The organism is Crossiella sp. CA198, from assembly GCF_052078295.1.
In the GTDB taxonomy this organism is placed as follows: domain Bacteria; phylum Actinomycetota; class Actinomycetes; order Mycobacteriales; family Pseudonocardiaceae; genus Crossiella.
This window is the reverse complement of sequence record NZ_JBQJIM010000025.1, coordinates 115,755-138,540: the sequence shown is the minus strand read 5'-3', so window position 1 is coordinate 138,540 and position 22,786 is coordinate 115,755. Positions and strand designations below refer to the sequence as shown.

The following is a 22,786-nucleotide window of genomic DNA, read 5'->3' as shown; positions in this document are numbered from 1 at the left end:
ATGCGTTTGCTGTTCGCCGCGATGGCGGCCCATGGCCACACCTACCCCTTGGTACCGCTCGCACAGGCCGCCGTCCGCGCCGGTCACGACGTCGTCTTCGCCGCCGGAGCACAGTTCGTGCCGGTGCTGCACGCGGCGGGCCTGCCCGCGGTACCGGCCGGGCTGAGCCTGCCCGAGGCGCTCGCGGCGGCCACGGCGGCGGGTCTCCCGGCCGGGGACCGGCAGGTCGGGCACGCCCTCGGCCAGGTGCTGGCCGGGCGGTGGGCCGATGACCTGGCGGTCCTGCTCGCCAGGCACCGCACCGAACTCCTGATCCACGACGTGACCACGTTCGGCGCGGCGCTGGCCGGCGCCAAGGCCGGGATTCCGGTGCTGGGCCACACTTTCGGCCGGGTTGACCCAGGCCCGACCTGGAAAATGATCATGTGGGTCTTCACTGAGCTGGCCGAGGAAGCCGGACTGGACGCCGAGGCCCTGCTGCACGGCGGGCGGGTGCTCGACATCTGCCCCGATTCGGTGCAGGCACAGCGTTTCCTGGCCACCGCGGACCGGATCCCGCTGCGGCCGGTCGGCTGGTCTCCGCCCGGCGCGCCACCACCGGTCCGCCGCCGCCCCCTGGTCTACCTCACCCTGGGCACCGCGTTCGCCACCAGTGACCTGTTGCGGCAATGCCTGTACGGACTGGCGACACTGCCGGTGGACGTGCTCGTCACCACCGGCCCCGCCGTGCCAGCCGCCGCACTGGGCGAGGTGCCCGGCAACGTGCGCGTCGAGTCCTGGGTGGCGCAGCAGGATCTGTTGCCCAGAGCGGATCTCCTCGTGCACCACGGCGGCAGCGGCACCATGCTGGGCGCGTTCCGGGCCGGACTGCCGCAACTGCTGCTGCCCCGGGCCGCCGACCAGTTCGGCAACGCCGAGGCCGTGCTCACCGCGGGCGCGGGCGCCCGGCTGCTGCCGGATGACGTCACCAGTCAGGCCGTGGCCGCACTGGCCGAGGGCCTGCTCGCCGACCCGGCTCCGCGGGCCGCGGCCCGCCGGATCGCCGCGGAGATCGGTGCCATGCCGTCCCCGGAGCGGGTCATCGCGGAGCTGACCGGGTAGGCCGCAAGCCGTACTGGACGCGCGGGCCGGGGCGAGGTACCGTGCCATTTGTTAACTATCTTTCCTAATGAGTGACCTTGCCGTACCAGCCGCCGCCATGGCCCTGCGTCAAGGAGAGTCCCGTGCGCGTCCACAGCAGACTTGTCCTCGCTGCCCTGTCCGTGCTCACCGTGAGCCTGCTGGCCACCGGCGCCGCTGCCGCGCCGCCGAACGGCAAGTGGCCGGGTGGCCCCGAGGTCAGCACCGCCGACGGCGCGAATGTCTTCGGTGGCAACCTGAGCGGCCTGGCCTTCCACAGTCCTGGTGTGGTGTGGGCGGTGAAGAACGGCCCCGGCACGCTGTACCGGCTGGTGCCGGACGGGGCGGGCTGGCGGCCGGACCCCAGCGGTGGCTGGGCGTCGGGCAAGGCACTGCATTACCGCGACGGCAAGGGCGATCCGGACGCGGAAGGCGTGACGGTCACTCCGGACGGGGTGTTCGCGGCCACCGAGCGCAACGGCGACAACGGCAAGGTCAGCCTGGCCAAGATCCTGCGCTTCGACCCGGCCAGCACCTCCGCCGCACTCAACGCCACCGCGGAATGGGACCTCACCGCGGATCTGCCCAAGGTGGCCGCGAACAGCGGTCCCGAGGCCATCACCTGGGTCCCGGACAGCGTGCTCACCGCCCGCGGCTTCCTCGACGAACGGACAAAAGCGCCGTACCGCCCCGATTCCTACCCCGGCCACGGCAGCGGCCTGTACCTCGTCGGCCTGGAGAACAACGGCGTGGTCTACGCCTACGCGCTCAACCAGTCCGGCGGCGGGTACACCCGGGTCGCCACCATCCCCAGCGGCCTCCCGGCGATCATGGGCCTGGAGTTCGAGGCCGACACCGGCCGACTGTGGGCGACCTGCGACAACACCTGCCAGGGCCGCTCGGCCACGCTGGAGGTCCGCGGCGGCAAGTTCACCGCCACCGCCACCTACGACCGTCCCGCGCAACTGGCCAACCTGAACAACGAGGGCTTCGCGATCGCGCCGCCCTCGACCTGTGCCGGGGGCCGGAAAGCCGTGCTGTGGGCCGATGACGGCAACACCGGCGGCCACGCCTTGCGCCGGGGCACCTTGCCCTGCACCGCCGGTCACTGAGCCAGGGTGCGCGCCACCTCCATCACGTAGCGGCCGTACGCCGAGTCGATCATCGTGTGGCCCAGTTCGTAGCAGGCGTCGCTGGTGATGAAGTCCATGCGCAGCGCGATTTCCTCGATGCAGGCGATCTTCATCGCCTGCCGGTGCTCCAGGGTGCGCACGTACTGACCGGCCTCCAGCAACGACTCGTGGGTGCCCGCGTCGAGCCAGGCGAAGCCGCGGCCCAGCGGGATGAGCTGGCCCCGGTTCTGTGCCACGTACACCCGGTTGACGTCGGTGATCTCCAGTTCGCCGCGGTGCGAGGGTTCGATGCCGCTGGCGATGTCGAAGACGTCGTTGGCGTAGAAGTACAGGCCGGTGATCGCCTGGTCGGACTTGGGGTTGCTGGGCTTCTCCTCGACCGAGACCAGGCGACCCGCCTCGTCCAGTTCGGCGATGCCGTAGCGGTGCGGGTCGGGCACCGGGTAGCCGAACAGCACGCAGCCGTCCAGGTCCTTGCGGGCGTCGGTGAGCACCTGGGAGAAACCGGTGCCCTGGAAGATGTTGTCGCCCAGCACCAGCGCCACCTGGCCGCCCGCGGCGTGCTCCGCGCCGAGCAGCAGGCCGTGCGCGATGCCGCGGGGCTGGTCCTGCGCGGCGTAGCTGATGTTCATGCCGAGGTGCGCGCCGTCGCCGAAGAGCCGCTCGAAGGCGGGCAGCGCGTCCGGGGTGGCGATGATCAGGATGTCCCGGATGTCGGCCAGCATGAGCACGGACAGCGGGTAGTAGATCAGCGGCTTGTCATAAATAGGCAGCAGTTGTTTGCTCACCGCCTGGGTCGCCGGGAAAAGCCTGCTTCCCCGGCCCCCGGCAAGAATGATCCCCTTCATGAAAACCACAGTAATTGTGGGCGCTCCCTCGGTCTCAACCCCTAACGACCCCTATCCCCGGTCACCCTGTCCTGGGTTTAGCCGCGATTAAGACTGCCGCTAGACGCGACGGCCACGATCTCGGGGACGAATGGTGAAAGGGGGCAACGATGTCGCTGGCAGAAACCTGGAAGATGCTTTCCGCGGACAGCGGGCCGGAGCTGGTGCTGGCCCTGGACTTCGACGTCACCGGACGGCCGCAGGCCGGTTTTGGTGAACTCACCGCGAATCTGCGGATCGGGCACTCGGTGTGGTTGTCCCTGCCGCCGGACGCGGACACCGGAAAAGACCTGGACGAGACCGCCTATCTCGACCGCTGGCTGGCCGCGCCGCGTTCCTCCGGTAAGCCGGTCCGCGCGGTGCTCGGTTACTGCGTGGGCGCGGTGTACGCGGCCGCGATCGCCGAGCGGGTGGCGGACTGGCAGCGCACCCCGCCGCTGCTGGTGCTGCTCGATCCCGAGCCCGCGGTGGGTTTCACGCTGTACTCCCAGTTCCGCAACGTGCTCTCGCTGCTGACCGCGCTGGTGCCGCCGGAGCAGCTGGACGCGGTGCAGGAAGCCGGGCGGCGGGCCTATGAAGCCACCGGCGACCTGGACACCCTGGCCAAAACGCTGATCACGATCTTCGAGGACCTCAGCGGCGAGGCACTGGCCCGCGCCGGGCTGGACGAGATCAGCCGCCGGGAGCTGACCGGCACCTTCTTCGCCTTCATGACCTACCTGACCACGGCCGCGCGGTTCGACCCGTTCCCCGGCTGGCGCTCGGCCACCGCGCTGAGTTCATCGAGCCCGGCCAGCGGACTCAACGCGGTGCGCTCCTACCGCACCGGCACGGCGGATCCGTTGGTGGCTCAGGAGATCCCGTTCGCGACCGACCACATCGGACTGTTGCGCGCGCCCGAGGTGGCCGCGACCGTCACCGACCTGCTCAACGCCTGACCGGGAGAAGGCCCAGATGCGACCAGCAGAGACCGCCAGCGGAACCGCGCTCGGCCCGGCGCCCGCCACCCGCAAGGAAGAAGCGCTGTGGCTGCTGGAGAGCATGGTGCCGGGCAGCGCGATCAACAACCTGTCCTTCGCCTTCCGGGCCGAGGGCCGGCTGGACCCGGTGTGGCTGCGGGCGGCGCTGGCCCATGTGGTGCAACGGTTCGAGGTGCTGCGCACCGTCTTCCACGCGGCCGGGGCCAGCCTGGCCAAGCAGGTCCTGGACCGGGTGGACATCAAGATCGAGCATCTGGACCCGGCCGGGCGGGACCCGGAGGAGGTGCTCACCGCCTTCCTGGCCCGCCCGTTCGCCCTGGACGGCCGCCCGTTGCTGCGGGCGGCCCGGTTGCGCGGCGCGGACGGCGCGGACCGGTTCTGCCTGGTGCTGCACCATCTCGTCTTCGATTCGCTGTCCACCCCGGTCCTGCGCGCGGAGTTCGCCGCGGCCTACACCGCGCTGGCCAAGGGCGAACAGCCCGAGCCAGGTGAACCGGTGCGGGCACTGGTGGAACCGCCGCCGAGCGCGGACAGCCTGGCCTTCTGGCGGGAGCGGCTGGACCAGTTCGATCCCGGCACCCTGGAGCTGGCCATCGGCACCCAGGGCGTGCCGGATCCGGTGCTGCGCGGCGCGCAGGTCACCCACGAGCTGTCACCGCGGGCGCGCTCGGCAGTGCGGGCGCTGCAACGGGAACTGCGCGCGCCCGAGGCGGTGGTGCTGCTCGCCGGGTACTACCTGCTGCTGGCCCAGCACGGCGCCGGACCGGACCTGACCGTCGGCTTCCCGGTCAACACCCGCGGTTCCGAGGACAGCGGCGCGATCGGCTTCCACGTCAACGTGATCCCACTGCGGGTGCGGGTGCCTGCGGCGCAGAGCTTCCGGGAGTTCACCCGCGCGGTCCGCACCGTTTTCTTCGACGGCCTGACTCACGCCGACGTGCCGGTGGAGCACCTGTCCGGTTTCCTGCCGCGCCGCAGCGCCTCCTGGCGGGAAGCGCTGTTCAAGCACGTGCTGAACTACGTCGCCGCCGACGAACGCGCCCCGTTCGACCTCGCGGGCGCACCAGCCGAGCCGCTGTTGCTGGAGAACGGTTCGAGCCGGTTCGACCTGGAGTTCTTCGTGCTCTCCACCGCGGAGCACCTGCGGGTGCGGGCCGCGTACTGCGTGGAGTTCTACGAGCACACCGAGGTCGAGGCGCTGCTGCACCGGTTCGAGGAGCTGCTGATCCGGCTCGCCGACGACGTGGACCGGGTGCTCGGCGAGGTGGAGGTCTGCTCGGCCGCCGACCGGTCGATCATCGACGCGGCCAACGACACCGCGGTTCCAGTGCACCCGGCCGACGTGCTGACCGGGGTGCTGCACCAGGTGACAACGCGGCCGGGGGCGATCGCGGTCGAACACGAGGACCGGCAGGTCAGCTACCGGGAGCTGTGGGACACCGCGGCCGCCGTGGCCGGACAGCTGCGGGCGGCGGGTATCGGCGCCGGCGAGGTGGTCGCGGTGGCGGCCCCGCGCTCGCCCGAACTGGCCGCGGCCGTGCTGGGGATCTGGTTCGCGGGTGCCGCCTACCTGCCGGTGGATCCCGAGCACCCGGCCGAGCGAATCACCTACCAGCTCACGGATTCCGGCGCCAAGGCCGTACTCACCACCGACCCCGGACTACTGCCCGCCGGTCCGATCCCAGTGCTCACCATCGCCACCGCATCCGCACAGTCCACTATGGACTCATTCACGCTGGCCGCAGACTCCGCCGCGATGATCATCTACACCTCCGGGTCGACCGGCCTACCCAAGGGCACCTGGATCTCGCACGGCAACCTGGCCAACGTCATGTTCCACTTCGGACAGACGCTGCGGGTGTCCGAAGAGGATGGATTCCTCTGGCTGACCACGTTCTCCTTCGACATCTCCGAGCTGGAGTTGTTCCTGCCGTTGCTGGCCGGTGGCCGGGTGGTGGTGGCCCCGGATGAAGCGCGCACCGACGGCAAGGCGTTGCGCCGGGTACTCGAAAACCACCCGGTGCACCTGGTACAGGCCACGCCGACGACCTGGCGGCTGGTACTGGAGGACGCCGCCCCGGCACTGGCCGGTTGCCGACTCTCCTCCGGTGGCGAACCGCTCACCGAGGATCTCGCCCGCAGGCTCAACGCGGTCGCGCCCGAGGTGTGGAACTTCTACGGGCCAACGGAAACCACCATCTGGTCCACCACCGACCGGATCACCGGCGGACCTGTGGGCATCGGCGGACCGATCGCCAACACCCAGGTCTTCGTCTGCTCCCCCACCGGCGCCGAACTCCCGATCGGCGTGCGCGGCGAGCTGTGCATCGCCGGGGCCGGAGTGGCCCTGGGCTACCACACCCGGCCGGAGCTGACCGCGGAGCGGTTCCCGTGGCACCCGCGATACGGCCGCTACTACCGGACCGGCGACCTGGCCCGCTGGCGCCCGGACGGGAGCATCGAGTTGTTCGGCCGCAACGACCGGCAGGTCAAGTTGCGCGGCAACCGGATCGAGCTGCCCGAGGTCGAGGCCGTGCTGCGCGAACACCCGCGGGTGCGGGCCGCGGCGGCGGTGATCGTCCCGGACGAGACCAGCGGCGGCCTGCTCGTCGCCTGCATCGAGGGCGCCGAGGAACCCACGCTGGCCGCCCAGTTGTGGGGCTACGCCGCCGAGCGGCTCCCGGTCGCGGCCACCCCCAACGACTTCGTCTTCCTCGACGCCTTCCCCGAAACCGGCAACAACAAGGTGGACTATCCGGCGCTGACCCGGCTGGCCACCGAGCACCGGCGTGACCGGGTGCCCGCAGCCGCGGCGACCGAGCCGGGTGACGGTCTGGTCGGCGCGCTGGTCGCGCTGTGGCGGGAGTTGCTGGAGCGGTCCGATGTGGACGCCGAGGCCAACTTCTTCGCCCACGGCGGCCATTCCGTGCTGGCCGCGCGGATCGTGCAGCGGCTGGCCGAGTCCACCGGGGTGCGGATCAAGTTGTCCGGCGTGTTCGAGCACCCCACCCCACAGCTGCTCGCGCGGCACCTCGCCGCGGCAGGCGTCGCCCCACTGCCCCAGGAGGCATGAGTTGATCAACGTGTTCCGGCCCAGTCTGGGCGCAGAGGAACTGGCCGCCGTCAGCGAGGTCTTCGCGAGCAACTGGCTCGGCTACGGCGCGCGGGCCAAGGCGTTCGAGGCGGAATTCGCCGCCCATCTGGACGTGCCGGCGCCCAACGTGCTGTTCATCAACTCCTGCACCGCCGGGCTGTTCCTGGCCGCGCGGATGCTGGACCTCGGCCCCCAGGATGACGTGGTGCTGCCCTCGGTCAGTTTCGTCGCCGCCGCCAACGCCATCGCCGCCACCGGCGCCCGGCCGGTGTTCTGCGATGTCGACCCGCGCACCCTCAATCCATCCATTGAGGACATTGAGCGGGCCGTCACACCGCGGACGAAAGCCGTGCTGGTGCTGCACTACGGCGGCTACCCCGGCAACATCGCGAACATCGCGGCGTTCTGCCGCAACCGCGGCCTGCGGCTGATCGAGGACGCGGCCTGCGCGGTCGACTCCCGGGTGGACGGCAAGGCCTGCGGAAGCTTCGGTGACATCGCGATGTGGAGCTTCGACGCGATGAAGATCCTGGTCACCGGCGACGGCGGCATGCTCTACACCCGCGACGACGAACTGGCCGCCAAAGCCCGCGGACTGGCCTACCACGGCCTGGCCCAGTCCAGTGGCTTTAGCGCGGCCAAGGTCTCGCACCGCTGGTGGGAACTGGACGTGCGCGACTTCGGCGGCCGGATGATCGGCAACGACCTGACCGCGGCCATCGGCAGCGTGCAGTTGCGTAACCTGCCGCAGGCCATCGGCAGGCGGCGGGAGATCGTCGAGCAGTACGACCAGTTGCTGGCCGGGGTGCCGGGAGTCGTGCTGCCGCCGCCGCTGCCCGAGGGGCACAGCTCCTCCTACTACTTCTACTGGGTGCAGCTGGATCCACGGATCCGCGATGTGGTGGCCGCCGGACTCCTGGAACGCGGGATCTACACCACGTTCCGCTATCCGCCGCTGCACAAGGTGCCCGCGTACCAGGCCGATGTCACCCCGCTGCCGGCCACTGAGGCGGCGGCCGATGCCACGTTGCTGCTGCCGCTGCACCACGGCCTGGCCGACGCGGAGGTCAAGACCGTGGCCGCCGAACTGACCGAACTGGTTGCACAGCACCGGGTGGAGGGGCGATGAACCGGAGTGACGACGTGAGCGAGAGCAAGGCGCTGGTCCTGGACCTGGCCCGCAAGTACCACCAGGAAAGCCAGAGCGGCAGGCAGTTCGTGCCGGGTGTCACCGAGATCTGGCCCTCCGGCGCGACCCTGGACGAGGAGGACCGGGCGGCGCTGGTGGAAGCCGCCCTGGACATGCGCATCGCCGCCGGGCGGAGTTCGCGGATGTTCGAGTCCGCGTTCGCCCGCCGGATGGGCAGACGCAAGGCGCACCTGACCAACTCGGGCTCCTCGGCGAACCTGCTCGCGCTGACCGCACTGACCTCGCCCCAGCTGGAGGACCGGCGGTTGCGGCCGGGCGATGAGGTGATCACGGTGGCGGCCGGCTTCCCGACCACGGTCAACCCGATCCTGCAGAACGGCCTGATCCCGGTCTTCCTCGACATCGAGCTGAAGACCTACAACACCACCGCCGAGCGGGTGGCGCGGGCGATCGGGCCGCGCACCAGGGCCATCATGATCGCACACGCGCTCGGAAACCCTTATGAGGTAGCGGAACTGGCCGAGCTGGCCGAGCAGCACGACCTGATCCTGGTCGAGGACAACTGCGACGCGGTGGGCTCGACCTACCGCGGCCAGCTGACCGGGACCTTCGGTGAGCTGGCCACGGTCAGCTTCTACCCCGCGCACCACCTGACCATGGGCGAGGGCGGCTGCGTGCTGACCTCGAACCTGGCGCTGGCCCGGATCGTGGAGTCGTTGCGGGACTGGGGCCGGGACTGCTGGTGCGAACCGGGTGAGAGCAACACCTGCCTCAAACGCTTCTCCTACCAGATGGGCACGCTGCCCGCGGGCTATGACCACAAATACATCTTCTCCCACATCGGCTACAACCTGAAGTCCACCGACCTGCAGGCCGCCCTCGGCCTGACCCAACTGTCCAAATTGGACTACTTCGGTTCGGTGCGGCGGTCGAACTGGCGCAGGCTACGCGAGGGCCTGGACGGGGTGCCCTGGCTGATCCTGCCGGAGGCCACCCCGGACAGCGATCCGAGCTGGTTCGGGTTCATCATCACCGTCGATACCGAGGCGCCGTTCAAGCGGGCCGAACTGGTCGACTTCCTGGAGAACCGCAAGATCGGCACCCGCAGGCTCTTCGGCGGCAACCTGACCCGCCAGCCAGCCTATGTCGAGGCGCCGCACCGGGTGGCGGAGGAGCTGACCAACAGCGACATCGTCACCGAACACACCTTCTGGGTCGGCGTCTACCCCTCACTCACCGAGGAGATGCTCGACTACGTGCTCGACTCGATCAAGGAATTCGTGCAGGCGCGCAGCAGGCGCTGAGCCGGCGACCGCCCCAGCCAAGGAGCTGTGTCATGGTATCCAACCTCGCCGACAGCGCGGCCGCGTCCTCTCGGCTCCAGCCGAGAGAGGACGCCGCGCTGGTCAGCAGGCTCACTCTCTCGGCCAAGGCCCTGGAAGGCAGGTTCGGCGGCGTCGAGGACTTCCACAAGTGGTGGGCCGAACGCGTGTCCGCCCAGCGGCACCGGGTCGAGCACATCCCGTTCTCCGCCATGGACAAGTGGTCCTTCGACGCCACCACCGGCAACCTGCGGCACGACAGCGGGCGGTTCTTCACCGTCGAGGGACTGCGGGCCAGCGTGGACGACGGCGCGCAGGTGCAGTGGTACCAGCCGATCATCAACCAGCCCGAGGTCGGCATCCTCGGCATCCTGGTCAAGGAGTTCGACGGCGTCCTGCACTTCCTGATGCAGGCCAAGATGGAGCCGGGCAACCCGAACCTGGTGCAGCTGTCCCCGACCGTGCAGGCCACCCGCAGCAACTACATGAAGGTGCACCAGGGTTCGCCGGTACGCTACCTGGAGCATTTCAGCACCACCCGCAACGGCAGTGTGGTCGCCGATGTGCTGCAGTCCGAACACGGTTCCTGGTTCTACCGCAAGTGCAACCGCAACATGATCGTCGAAGCCTTCGACGAGGTGCCGGTGCACGAGGACTTCCGCTGGCTGACCCTGGGTCAGATCGGCGAACTCCTGTTAGAGGACAACCTGGTGAACATGGACTCGCGCACCGTGCTGGCCTGTGTGCCCAGCCAGAGCGAGGAAACCGGCGCGATGGGGTCCGATGTGGACCTGCTGTCCTGGATCACCGCCGAACGGGCCCGCAACCAGGTGCACGCGCAGCTGATGCCACTGGGCTCGCTGCCCGGCTGGGTGCACCGGCCCTACTCGATCGACCACGAGAAGGGGCAGTACTTCAGCGTGGTGGCCGTGTCGGTGCACGCCGACTCCCGCGAGGTCGCCTCCTGGACCCAGCCGCTGATCCAGCCGTGTGGGCGCGGGGTCGCGGCCTTCCTGACCCGGCGACTCGGCGGAGTGCCACACGTGCTGACCCAGTCCAGGGTCGAGGGCGGTTTCCTGGACACCATGGAACTCGGCCCCACCGTCCAATGTGTACCGAGCAACTACCTGGACCTGCCCGAGCCGGCCCGGCCGCGCTACCTGGACCTGGTGCTTGACGCGGACCCGGCCCGGATCCGTTATGAGGCAGTGCATTCGGAGGAGGGCGGCCGGTTCATCAACGCCGAAAGCCGCTACCTGGTGGTGGAAACCGACGACAACCAGACGCCACTGGACCCGCCGCCGGGCTTCCGCTGGGTCTCGCACGGCCAGCTCATCTCACTGGTACGGCACAGCCACTACGTCAACGTCCAGGCCCGCACCCTGCTGGCCTGTCTCAACACCATGTGGGCGCAGGGGTGATGGACCCCCTGCGGCTCGGCGTCCTCGGCTACGCGGGCATCGCCCGGCGCCGGGTGCTGCCCGCCGTCGGGCGGACGCCGGGGATCGAGATCGCGGCGATCGCCAGCAGGGACAAGGATCGCGCGGCCGCCGCGACAACGGTGTTCGGCGGCTGCCCGGTACACGGCTATGACGCGTTGCTGGCACGGGCCGATGTGGACGCGGTGTACGTGCCGCTGCCCGCCGCCCTGCACGCGGAGTGGGTGGCGGCGGCATTACGGGCGGGCAAGCACGTGCTCGCGGAGAAGCCGCTGACCACCAACGCGAACGGCACCGCGGAACTGCTCGCACTGGCCGCCCGGTCCGGGCTGGTGCTGATGGAGAACATCATGTTCGTGCACCACGCCCAGCACGCCGAGGCCCTGGCTCTGCTGGCCGACGGCGCGATCGGCCAGGTGCAGGTCTTCCAGTCCTGCTTCGCCATTCCGCCGCTGCCGCCCGGCGACATCCGCTATCAGTCCGATTTGGACGGTGGCGCGCTCTGGGACGTGGGCGTCTACCCGCTGCGGGCGGCCTCGCTGTTCCTGGGCGCCTCGCTGGAAGTCATCGGCGCCTTCCTCACCCCCGGCACGCGGGGTGTGGACGTCGCGGGCGCCGCGTTGCTGCGGGCCACCGGTGGCGTCGCGGCGCATCTGACGTTCGGGTTCGAGCACGCCTACCGGTCGATGTATGAGGTGCGGGGCGATGAGGGGCGGCTGAGCGTGGAGCACGCCTTCACCCCGTCCGCCGACCACCGGCCCACCCTGCACCTGCGGCGCGGCCCGGACGTCAAGGAGATCGTGCTCGAACCCGACGACCAGGTGGCCAATACGATCGCCGCCTTCGTCGCCGCGGTCCGGGCCGGCGTCTCCCCCGCACCGGAGTCCAGCCTGGAACTGGCCCGGTTGCTGGCCGAGGTCCGCTCACGGGCGTGACCTCAGCAAACCCGCCAGATCCTTGCGGTCCTTGACCCCCAGCTTGCGGTAGATCCGGGTCAGGTGCTGCTCCACCGTGCTGACCGTGATGTGCAGCCGCACCGAGATCTGCCGGTTGGTGGCCCCGTGCGCGGCCAGCGCGGCCACCCGTTGTTCGGCGTAACTCAGCGACTCCAGCACCGGATCGTCCACGGCCAGCGCGTCCAGACCGAACTCCAGCTGGGGCCACACCGGATCGGCGTCGTAGTCCTTGACCGTCTGCTGGGCCCGCTGGAACATCGTGCGCGCCGACCCGTCCTCACCGAGTTGCTCATAGGCGTGGCCGAGTTTGGTGAGTGCGCGGGCCAGTTGGAGGTGATCGCCGGAGCGGTTGAGCATCTCGGTGGCCTCGGTCAGCACGGCGTGTCGTTCGGCGGGCTGGGTCAGCTCGGCCATCGCGGTCAGGCTCACCCCCCAGGTGCGCGGCTGGTCCCGGCTCAGCCGGGCGAGCTGATCGGCGATGAGGTGCCGGGCGTCGTCGTGGTCCCCGGCCCGGCGCCGCGCCTCGGCCGCGCCGATCCGCCAGGAGATGAAAGTGGGCGAGTCCAGTTCCCAGGCCTCCATGAGCTGGCCGCACTTGTCGAAGTCCGCGGCCGCCGCCTCCAGCTGGCCTGCGGCGAGGTGGTGCAGGCCGCGGGCGTAGACGAAGTGCAGTCCGTAGCGGGTCTGGTACATCTCCGGCGGCACCGGATGCCCGACGTAGCCACCGACCTCGTCCTCCCGCCGCAGGTCCAGGCACACCTCGATCAGGATGGCCAGCGGCAGGCCCACCGCCACCCCCCACGCGGCGGGCGCCAGCACGGTGAGGCTCTCCCTGGCGTGCTGGTAGGCGCCGGCGAGGTCGCCCTGGCGGAGCAGGGCCTGAGCCCGCAACGCGAGCAGCTGGGCGCGGAACTCGGGACGCTGCGCGCTGACGGCCTCGCGTTCCACCTTGTCGCACCAGGTGATCGCCTTGTCCGCCTGCTCGGAGTGGATCAGCAGGGTGATCAGGCTGAACACCGGCTCAAACGTTTGCGCGGTGAACTCCGTGTAGCGCAGGGCCTGTTCCGCCTCGGTCACCTCTGTCGCGGACGCGCCGTGCCGCAGCGCGGATTTCAGCATCCGGAAGGCGCGCAGCCGGAGGTCGCCGTCGGCCGGGATCGCGCCCTCCGCAACGGTTTCCGCCGAGGTGGGCTGGCTGACCGAGAGCCAGCAGCGGATCACCTCCGCCTCGGCCGCGGCCTGTTTGTCGTGCAGTGCGGCCCTGGCCTCCAGCGCGGCCAGCACCTCCTCGGCCCGGTCGCCGTGGCAGTACCAGACCAGGTTGCGCACCAGCGAGAACGCGTACCTGACCGGCAGCTGCCCGGCGCGCAATTCGGCGAGCAGCGGGTAGAGCGTGCGGATGGTGGCCTCGGGGTTGCTGCCCCAGGTGTACTCCAGCAGCTTGGCCTTGATCGCGGATTTCAGGCCGGCGTCGGCGAACTGCGTGGTGGCGTACTCGAAGGTCTCCCTGGCGAAGGCGGTGTCGTTCTCGGCCAGCGCCTGGTCCACCGCCTCGGCCAGCAGCGGGGCGCTCCACTGGGTCGCGGTGGCGCCGCCCGCGATGAGGTGGTGCGCGACCTCCACCGCGGGCGCGCCCTGTTCGTAGAGCAGCTGGGCGGCCCGCCGGTGCAGCACGGCGCGTTCGTCCAGGGCCAGGTTGGCCAGCAGGGCGGTGCCGATCTGCGGATGCCGGAAGTCCTGCTCGTGCACCAGGCCGAGCTGGGTGAGGATGCGCAGCGCGTGGTCGGCCGCGCCCGGTCCGGCCTCGAAGGAGTGCTCCAGCAGCTGATTGGGGCTGGCGCCGGAGAACAGGGCGCGGCCCTGGGCCATCCGCAGCACGTGTGGCTCGTGGCGGCGCAGCAGTTCGACCACGGCCTGCTGGTAGGCGTGGCCGGGGACCAGCCCGGCGCGCTTCTGCATGTCCTGGATCAGCGCGTGCAGCAGCAGCGGATTGCCGCCGGTGAGCAGGAAGGACTCGGCGGCGGTCGGCTCCGGCGGCGCGGTGCCCAGGTGGTGGGCGAGCAGCCGCTCGGTGCCGCCGCGGCTCAGCGGGGCCAGGCTGAACCGCCGCACGTGCGCCCGGCGCAGCAGGTCGCCCAGGATCAGCGAGTGACCGGGCGTCATGTCCTCCCGCTCGGTCAGGATGACCACGATCCGCTCGTTGCGGATGCGCCGGATCAGGTACAGCAGGCAGTGCAGGGAAACCCGGTCGATGTCGTGCACATCGTCGATGCAGAGCACCAGCGGGTGAATCTTGCCGAGTTTGGCGAACAGTTTGTGAAAGCCCTCCGAAAAGCGGACGGAGAGTTCGAGCACGTCCAGTTCGGCAATGTCCTTAGTGGACTCAAGGAGGGTGGTCACCTCATCGGTCAGCGAGCCAGGCAACTCCGACTGGGTGAGCAGCTGTTCCATGATGCCGAGCGGGAAATGCCGTTCCGAACGCACGCAGTTCGCGATGAGCGTGAGCATCTGCTCGGAGCGCGCGTGGTCGGCGAACTGGTGCAACAGCTCGGTCTTCCCGCAACCGTCAGGCGCGGTGACCAGCAGCACGCTGCCACGGTGCTGTTCGCTCTCCTGGAGACTTTTTTCGAAGACCTTCGTCTCATCACTTCTTTCAATCAGGAACATGATTGGTTTATCCCCCAGCGCTGTGACCGTCAAGACGACGAGAGGTCGCACCGGGAGGCGCAACCTCAAGATCAGGGCGGGCAGGCGTAATCCCCACAGAAGCCAATTCCGGCGTCGATGTACAAACGGTGTACCGGCTGCCTCCGGCACCTGATCGACAAATCGGAACGGCCGCGCCGCCGACCGCGGTCGGCCACCAGGCGGACCGGCGCTCCGGTCGGGCACGCCCGCACCGGCCGGATCTCAGGTCCACCGCCTCACACGCGTGTTCTTCCCCCTTATCAGCTGCGCGTAAACGAAGGGAAGAACTCTTTCCTAATACCGCCCCAGTCGACCCCCAGAAATGCCACAGGGTTGTCCCCACCCCAGTTGAGCACTGCTGCCGGAATGATCTACAGCGCTCTGGCTTCGCACTGATCCTACTCCTCGATCATGGTTCCCGGGCGATCTCTGGGCATGTCCCGGATAACGGCCCGGTAGCGACGCCTCTGGAACAGGACGTCTCGGACAGGTCTGCCGCCGGACCCGGCTCACGGCCGGGCCGGTCCGGGGAGCGGGCCGAGTTCGGTGACAGCCGGCGACCCGGAATACGGTTTAGAGCCTGTTTAGAGGCGCACTAGCCCGCCCGGCAATCCTACGCCGAGTGATTACTGCCGGCCTGGGGGGAGTAATAATGGTCAACGCCGCCAATGGTGCTGCCCATGACGACGCGATCGCGGTGACCGGAATAGCCTGCCGTCTCCCCGGTTCCGCCGACCCACTGGCCTTCTGGCAGCTGCTGCGAAACGGGCGCAGCGCCATCACACCGGTACCACCGAACCGCCCGCCCGCACCGTCAGCCGGGTCGGAAACCCGCTATGAGGGCGGCTTTCTGGACGAGGTCGACGGTTTCGACGCTGGTTTCTTCCGCATTCCGCCGCGCGAGGCCGCGATGATGGATCCGCAACAGCGACTGATGCTGGAACTGGGCTGGGAAGCCCTGGAGGACGGGCGCATCCGCCCCGGCGACCTGGACGGCACCCGGACCGGGATTTTCCTCGGCGCGATCTGGGACGACTACACGACATTGCTCAACCAGGGCGGCCGCGAGTCGTTCAACCAGCACTCGCTCACCGGCACCCAGCGGGCCATCCTGGCCAACCGGCTCTCCTACACACTGGGCCTGCGCGGCCCCAGCCTGACCGTGGACACGGCGCAGTCCTCCTCCCTGGTCGCCGTGCACCTGGCCTGCGAGAGCCTGCGGACCGGCGAGTCCGCCCTCGCGCTGGCCGGCGGCGTCAACCTGATCATCGCCGCCGAGAGCACCGACCGGACCGCGGCCTTCGGCGGCCTCTCCCCCGACAGCCGCTGCTTCACCTTCGACCACCGGGCCAACGGCTACGTACGCGGCGAGGGCGGCGGCCTGGTGCTGCTCAAGCCGCTCGCGCGGGCGATCGAGGACGGCGACGCCATCTACTGCGTCATCCCCGGCAGCGCGGTGAACAACGACGGCGGCACCCAGGGCCTGACCGTACCCAGTGCGACAGCCCAGGCCGACGTGCTGCGGCGCGCGCACGAGCGGGCCGGCGTCGCCCCGGCGGAGGTCCAGTACGTCGAGTTGCACGGCACCGGAACCCGGGTCGGCGACCCCGTCGAAGCAGCCGCCCTGGGCGCCGCGCTGGGGTCGGCACGCTCCCCCGGTGACCGGCTGATCGTGGGTTCGGCCAAGACCAACGTGGGGCACCTGGAGGGCGGCGCCGGGATCGTCGGCCTGCTCAAGACCATCCTGAGCATCAGGCACCGGGAACTCCCGCCCAGCCTGAACTTCGAGACCCCGAACCCGGACATCGACCTGGACCGCCTCAACCTCAAGGTCCAGGCCGAGCTGACCCCGTGGCCGCACCCCGACCGGCCGTTGATCGCCGGGGTGAGTTCCTTCGGCATGGGCGGCACCAACTGCCACGTGGTGCTCGCGGAACCTCCGGCCACCAAGGCACCAGCGACCAGCGAACCCCGTGCGGTGGTGGTGCCCTGGGTCCTGTCCGCCACCACCGGCCAGGCCCTGCGCGCGCAAGCCGCCAACCTGGCCCGCCAGTCCGGCTCCCACCCGGTCGACGTGGCCTACTCACTGGCCACCACCCGCACCCGCTTCCCGCACCGCGCCGCGGTCATCGCCAGTACCGCAACGGAATTCACCACCGCACTGACCGAGCTGGCCGCGGGCCGCCCGCACCCGGCCGTGGTGCGCAACCGCCTGGACGGGGACGCTCGCGGCCTGGTGTTCATGTTCTCCGGCCAGGGCAGCCAGCACCCCGGCATGGGCAGTCAGCTCTACCAGACCCACCCGGTGTTCGCGGCAGCCCTGGACGAGATCTGCGCCGAGCTGGACCCACACCTGGACCACCCACTGCGCGAGGTCATGTTCGACCGGCAATCCACGCTCCTGGCACAAACCCGGTACACCCAAACAGCCTTGTTCGCACTGGAACTGGCCTTGTTCCGCTTGGTCACCCACTACGGCCTGCAGCCCGACTACCTGATCGGCCACTCGATCGGCGAACTCACCGCAGCCTGTGCCGCAGGTGTGCTCTCCCTGCCGGACGCGTGCAGCCTGGTCGCCACCCGCGCCCGGTTGATGAACACCCTGCCACCCGGCGCGATGCTCAACATCCAGGCCACCATCGAACTGCCGGACCACATCGACATCGCCGCCTACAACAGCCCCGCCCACACGGTCGCCTCCGGCTCAATCGAAGACATTGATCATCTCGCCGAACTCTTGCGAGCAAAGGGAATCAAGACCCGGCGGCTGCACGTCGCCCACGCCTTCCACTCCGCACACACCGAACCCATCCTGTCTGCCTTCACCGAGCACGCCGCCACTCTCACCTACCGGGCACCCACCACCCCGATCATCTCCAACCTCACCGGAACCCTTGCGACAGAGGAACAACTGACTGATCCGGGCTACTGGGCACAGCTCATCCGCCAACCAGTCCACTTCGGACCCGGCATCACCACCCTGGAAAACCTCGGCGCCACCACGTACTTGGAGCTGGGCCCGGACACCACCCTGGCCACCCTCGCCAAGCACACCCTCAGCACCGCCCTGGCGACCTCCGTCCTGCGCCGCGACCAACCCGAACCCAACACCCTCACCACCGCGCTGGCCCAGGTTCACCTGCATGGCCACAACCTGGACTGGGAAGCCCTCCTCGGCGCACACCACCCGCGCCCGGTTTCCCTGCCCACATACGCCTTCCAGCGCACCCGCCACTGGCTGAACACCACTACCCAGGCGGAACCCACGTCGTTGACCGCCCTGGACAGCCGCACGGTCGAGGATCTCGTGCAGGCCGGTGTGCGCGCGGTGCTGGGCCACGCACCCACCGACCCGGTGGACCTGCACAGCACGTTCAAGGACCTCGGCTTCGAGTCCTTCGCCGCCCTGGAACTGCGCGGCCACCTCAACGCGGCCACAAACCTCAACCTGCCCACCACCCTGCTCTACGACCACGCGACCCCGCAGGCACTGATCCGGCACCTGAGCGAAGAACTCGCCGGCCACGTCAGCGTCACCACCACGGCACCACTGGCCCACCACGAACCCGTCGCGATCATCGGCATGGGTTGCCGCTACCCGGGTGGAGTCCGGTCACCCGCGGAGCTGTGGCAGCTGGTGCTCCAGGAAACCGACGCGATCTCCGGGTTCCCGGCCGACCGGGGCTGGCCCGAAGAGGTCCACTTCGCCGCGGACGGCGAGTCCTACGCCCGCGCGGGCGGTTTCCTGCCCGACGCCGCGGATTTCGACGCCGACTTCTTCGGCATCAGCCCCCATGAGGCCCTCGCCATGGACCCCCAGCAGCGGATCTTGCTGGAGATCGCCTGGGAAGCGCTCGAACACGCGGGCATCGACCCCACCGCCCTGCACGAGAGCCCCACCGGCGTCTACGTCGGCGCGATGGCCGAGGAGTACGGCCCCCGGAGGTACGAGCACTCGGCGGAGCTGACCGGCCACCGCCTCACCGGCACCAGCCTCAGCATCATCTCGGGCCGGATCGCCTACAGCCTTGGCCTGCACGGACCGGCGATCACCACGGACACCGCCTGCTCCTCTTCCCTGGTGGCGCTGCACCAGGCCGTGCAAGCCCTGCGGGCAGGCGAGTGCACGATGGCCCTGGCCGGTGGCGTGACCGTGATGGCCACCCCCGGCATCCTCACCGAGTTCAGCCGCCAACGCGGTCTGGCCCCGGATGGCCGCTGCAAGTCCTTCGCCACGGCCGCCGACGGCACCAGCTTCGCCGAGGGCGCCGGACTCGTTGTCCTGCAACCCCTCTCCGCTGCCCTGCGCGAAGGCCGCCGCGTCTTCGGCGTCATCCGGGGTTCGGCGATCAACCAGGACGGCGCTTCCAATGGCCTCACCGCCCCCAGCGGCCCTGCCCAGCAACGCGTGATCCACGCGGCCCTGGCCAACGCGGGCCTCACCGCCGACCAGATCGACGCCGTCGAAGCACACGGCACCGGCACCACCCTCGGCGACCCCATCGAAGCCCACGCCCTACTGGCCACCTACGGCAGGCACCGCAACGGCAATCCGCTCCACCTCGGCTCGCTGAAATCCAACCTCGGCCACACCCAGGCCGCCGCGGGCATCGGCAGCGTGATCAAGATGGTGCAGGCCCTGAACCACGCCACCCTGCCCAAAACCCTGCACATCGACGAGCCGTCGCCACACATTGACTGGTCCAGCGGCACCCTTCAGCTGCTCACCAAGACCACCCCTTGGCCGGAGACCGATCACCCGCGCCGGGCTGCTGTGTCCTCCTTCGGGATCAGCGGCACCAACGCCCACGTGATCCTCGAACAACCCCCGGCCGCTGAAATCCACACCAAATCGCCAATCACCGCGGTCGTGCCGTGGATTCTCTCCGCCAAGACCGACAAGGCCCTGCGCGCCCAGGCCACCAACCTCGCCCGCCGGACCGACCTGCACCCCATCGACGTGGCCCACGCACTGACCACGCGCACCCTGTTCCCGCACCGGGCAGCAGTGATTGCCAGCAACACCAACGACCTCACGGCCGCACTGGAAGCCCTCACCGCAGGCCGCACCCACCCCGAACTGATCAGCCAGGTCAACGACGGTGGCCAGGGCAAGTTGGTGTTGATGTTCTCCGGCCAGGGCAGCCAGCACCCCGGCATGGGCAGCCAGCTCTACCCAACACACCCCGTCTTCGCCGCAGCCCTGGACGAAATCTGCACCGAGTTCAACATCCACCTCGACCACCCACTGCGCGAAGTGATGTTCGACCGCCAAGGCACTCTCCTGGCACAAACCCGCTACACCCAAACCGCCCTGTTCGCCCTGGAACTGGCTCTCTTCCGGCTGATCACCCACTACGGACTCCAGCCCGACTACCTCATCGGCCACTCCATCGGCGAACTCACCGCCGCCTGCGCCGCAGGCGTGCTCACCCTCCCCGACGCGTGCAGCCTGGTCGCCACCCGCGCCCGGCTGATGAACACCCTGCCACCCGGCGCGATGCTCAACGTCCACGGCACGGCCGATCTACTCGACCAGTCCGACATCGCCGCCTACAACAGCCCAACCCACACCGTCGCCTCCGGCTCACCCGAACACATCGACCAACTCGCAGAACTCCTGCAAGCACAGGGAATCAAGACCCAGAAGCTGCACGTCGCACACGCCTTCCACTCCGCACACACTGAACAGATCCTGCCGGAGTTCACCAAACACGCAGCCACCCTCAGCTACCACCCACCCACGATCCCGATCATCTCCAACCTCACCGGAACCCTTGCCACCCAAGAACAACTGACTGATCCCGGCTACTGGGCCCAACTCATCCGCCAGCCAGTCCACTTCGGACCCGGCATCACCACCCTGGAAACCCTCGGCGCAACCACCTACCTCGAACTCGGCCCAGACACCACCCTCGCAACCCTCGCCAACCACAACACCACCGCACTCATCACCGCCACCCTCAACCGCAACCACCCCGAGCCGAACACCCTCACCACCGCCCTCGCCCAAGCCCATCTCCACGGCCACCCCCTCAACTGGCAAACACTCCTCGGACCCCACCAGCCACAACAGGTTGAGTTACCCACCTACCCGTTCCAACGCACCCGCTACTGGCTGAACCCCAGCACTGCCGCTGACAGGAACCGCTGGCGCTACCGGATCACCTGGAAGCAGCTCAGCATCCAGTCCCCGTACCGCCTGAGCGGCCGATGGCTGGTAGTGGCACCAGACGGCGACCCCACGGCCGACACCCTGACCGAACACCTCGCCGGGCAGGGCCTCGACATCCTCAACCTCCGCCTCACCCAGAACGAACTCGACCACAGCACCCTGACCGACCTGCTGAAATCGGCCCTGTCCTCCGACGACGAGGTCACCGGCATCCTGTCCCTGCTCGCCCTGGACGACCGCCCGCACTCACCCGATCTCCCCGTGCCCACCGGCTTCGCCGGAACCCTTGCACTGCTCCAGGCAATCCAGGACAGCGACACCACCACTCCACTGTGGACGGTCACCCGGGGCGCGGTCGCCACCGACGAGACCGAGACGCCAACTCATCCCGATCAGACCCTGGTGTGGGGCATGGGCCGCGTCGCCGCACTGGAACTGCCGCAGCACTGGGGCGGCCTGATCGACCTCCCCGAGTCCCTCGACGAACGGACGCTGACCACGCTCTGCTCGGTGCTGGCCCGCCCCGAGGGCGAGGACCAGATCGCCATCCGCCCCTCCGGCGCCTACGCCCGACGACTTGTCCGGGCCACGCCCAGGAAGGCCAAGCGCGAGTGGCGCCCACGGGACACGGCTCTCATCACCGGGGGCACCGGCGGACTCGGCGCGCACCTGGCCCGCTGGCTGGCCCGCAACGGGGCCAGGCACATCGTGCTCACCAGCCGCCGCGGCGACCAGGCTCCTGGTGCGACCGAGCTGATCGCCGAGCTGGCCGGACTCGGGGTGACCGCCCAGGTGCTGGCCTGCGATCTGGCGGACCGGGATTCGGTCGCCGCGCTCGTGCACAAGATCGACCTGCCGGATGCCCCACTGCGGGTGGTGGTGCACGCCGCCGGGGTCAACCGCGAAGCGCCACTGACCCAGACCACGCTGACGGAGATGCGCGATGTGCTGTCCGGCAAGGTCTTCGGCGCCCAGCACCTGGCCGACCTGCTCGCCCCGCGATCCCTGGACGCGCTGATCCTCTACTCCTCGATCTCCGGGATCTGGGGCGCGGGCAACCACACCGCGTACGCCGCGGGCAACGCCTTCCTGGACGCCTTCGCCCAGCACTGCCGCCGCCACGACCTCCCGGCACACGCCATCGCGTGGGGACCGTGGGCAGGCGGCGGGATGGCGACCGACGACAACTCGTTCCGGGAGCGGCTCACCGCCCACGGTCTGTCCACCATGGCGCCGGAGGCAGCCCTCGCCACGCTGCAACAGATCCTGGACCAGGACGAGGTGAGCAGCGTCGTCACCGATGTGGACTGGACCCGGTTCGCCCCTGCCTTCACCCTGACCCGCCCGAGCCCGCTGCTCGCCGAACTGCCCGAGGCCCAGGTCCAGGAATCGACCGCGCCCCAGGACAACTCGACGCTCGTGGCGCAGTTGACCGGGCTGTCACCGCGGCAGCGGGAACGCGCACTGCTGAAGCTGGTGCGGGCGCAGGTGGCGGAGATCCTCGGCCACGCGGACGCCGAGGACGTCGGATCCGCGCGCAGCTTCAAGAGTCTCGGCTTCGAGTCGCTGACCGCCGTGCGGCTGCGCAACCAGCTCGCCGCGGCCACCGGTCTGCGCCTGCCGAGCACCATGATCTTCGATCACCCCACGCCCGCAACGCTGTCCGCCTTCCTGAGCGGCAGGATCCCGCTCCCGGACGGCAAAACACACCAGCCGGTACGCACCCAACCGGATTCCGCGGCGCCCGAGGATCTCGCGACAGCCACCGACGAGGAGCTGTTCAGCATCCTGGACAACGAATTCCAGGCGCCGTAGCCCGCTACCAGACCACCACAGACTCTTC

At 69.5% G+C, this 22,786-nt stretch carries 11 protein-coding genes; 9 read left to right on the top strand and 2 right to left on the bottom strand.

What is annotated here, in order from left to right; all coding sequences use genetic code 11:
- Together ACTOWY_RS34735 and ACTOWY_RS34730 are read left to right on the top strand one after the other, a co-directional pair.
- On the top strand, positions 1-1,101 hold the full coding sequence (locus ACTOWY_RS34735) for a glycosyltransferase (RefSeq protein WP_441313835.1): 1,101 nt from the start codon (positions 1-3) through the stop codon (positions 1,099-1,101).
- Between the two features lie 122 nt (positions 1,102-1,223).
- Positions 1,224-2,231, top strand: a complete 1,008-nt coding sequence (locus tag ACTOWY_RS34730; RefSeq protein WP_441313834.1) for a hypothetical protein — start codon at positions 1,224-1,226, stop codon at positions 2,229-2,231.
- Here ACTOWY_RS34730 and rfbA read toward each other — a convergent pair.
- Entirely contained in the window at positions 2,225-3,100 is an 876-nt protein-coding gene (gene rfbA, locus ACTOWY_RS34725; RefSeq protein WP_441313833.1) for a glucose-1-phosphate thymidylyltransferase RfbA, read from the bottom strand. The genes ACTOWY_RS34730 and rfbA overlap by 7 nt on opposite strands.
- A gap of 149 nt (positions 3,101-3,249) precedes the next feature.
- Between rfbA and ACTOWY_RS34720 the strand changes: the two genes are divergently transcribed.
- From ACTOWY_RS34720 to ACTOWY_RS34695, 6 genes are read left to right on the top strand one after another with little or no spacing between them, the layout of a single operon-like run.
- Complete coding sequence (locus ACTOWY_RS34720; RefSeq protein WP_441313832.1) at positions 3,250-4,077, top strand: hypothetical protein; 828 nt, start codon at positions 3,250-3,252, stop codon at positions 4,075-4,077.
- A gap of 16 nt (positions 4,078-4,093) precedes the next feature.
- Complete coding sequence (locus ACTOWY_RS34715) at positions 4,094-7,192, top strand: non-ribosomal peptide synthetase (protein ID WP_441313831.1); 3,099 nt, start codon at positions 4,094-4,096, stop codon at positions 7,190-7,192.
- Positions 7,193-7,202: 10 nt separating this feature from the next.
- Complete coding sequence (locus ACTOWY_RS34710) at positions 7,203-8,342, top strand: DegT/DnrJ/EryC1/StrS aminotransferase family protein (RefSeq protein WP_441313871.1); 1,140 nt, start codon at positions 7,203-7,205, stop codon at positions 8,340-8,342.
- Entirely contained in the window at positions 8,339-9,667 is a 1,329-nt protein-coding gene (gene rfbH / locus ACTOWY_RS34705) for a lipopolysaccharide biosynthesis protein RfbH (protein ID WP_441313830.1), read from the top strand. Before ACTOWY_RS34710 ends, rfbH begins: the two co-directional genes overlap by 4 nt.
- Positions 9,668-9,699: 32 nt before the next feature.
- Positions 9,700-11,106, top strand: coding sequence for an NDP-hexose 2,3-dehydratase family protein (locus tag ACTOWY_RS34700; protein ID WP_441313829.1), 1,407 nt, complete (start codon positions 9,700-9,702; stop codon positions 11,104-11,106).
- Positions 11,106-12,059, top strand: a complete 954-nt coding sequence (locus tag ACTOWY_RS34695) for a Gfo/Idh/MocA family protein (protein WP_441313828.1) — start codon at positions 11,106-11,108, stop codon at positions 12,057-12,059. Before ACTOWY_RS34700 ends, ACTOWY_RS34695 begins: the two co-directional genes overlap by 1 nt.
- Here ACTOWY_RS34695 and ACTOWY_RS34690 read toward each other — a convergent pair.
- Positions 12,048-14,747, bottom strand: coding sequence for an ATP-binding protein (locus ACTOWY_RS34690; protein ID WP_441313827.1), 2,700 nt, complete (start codon positions 14,745-14,747; stop codon positions 12,048-12,050). The genes ACTOWY_RS34695 and ACTOWY_RS34690 overlap by 12 nt on opposite strands.
- A gap of 673 nt (positions 14,748-15,420) precedes the next feature.
- On the opposite strand from ACTOWY_RS34690, the gene ACTOWY_RS34685 reads away from it, so the two are divergent.
- Positions 15,421-22,758 carry a type I polyketide synthase gene (locus ACTOWY_RS34685; RefSeq protein ID WP_441313826.1) on the top strand — a complete coding sequence of 2,446 codons (7,338 nt, stop codon included), beginning with the start codon at positions 15,421-15,423 and terminating at the stop codon, positions 22,756-22,758.
- Positions 22,759-22,786: the final 28 nt, after the last annotated feature.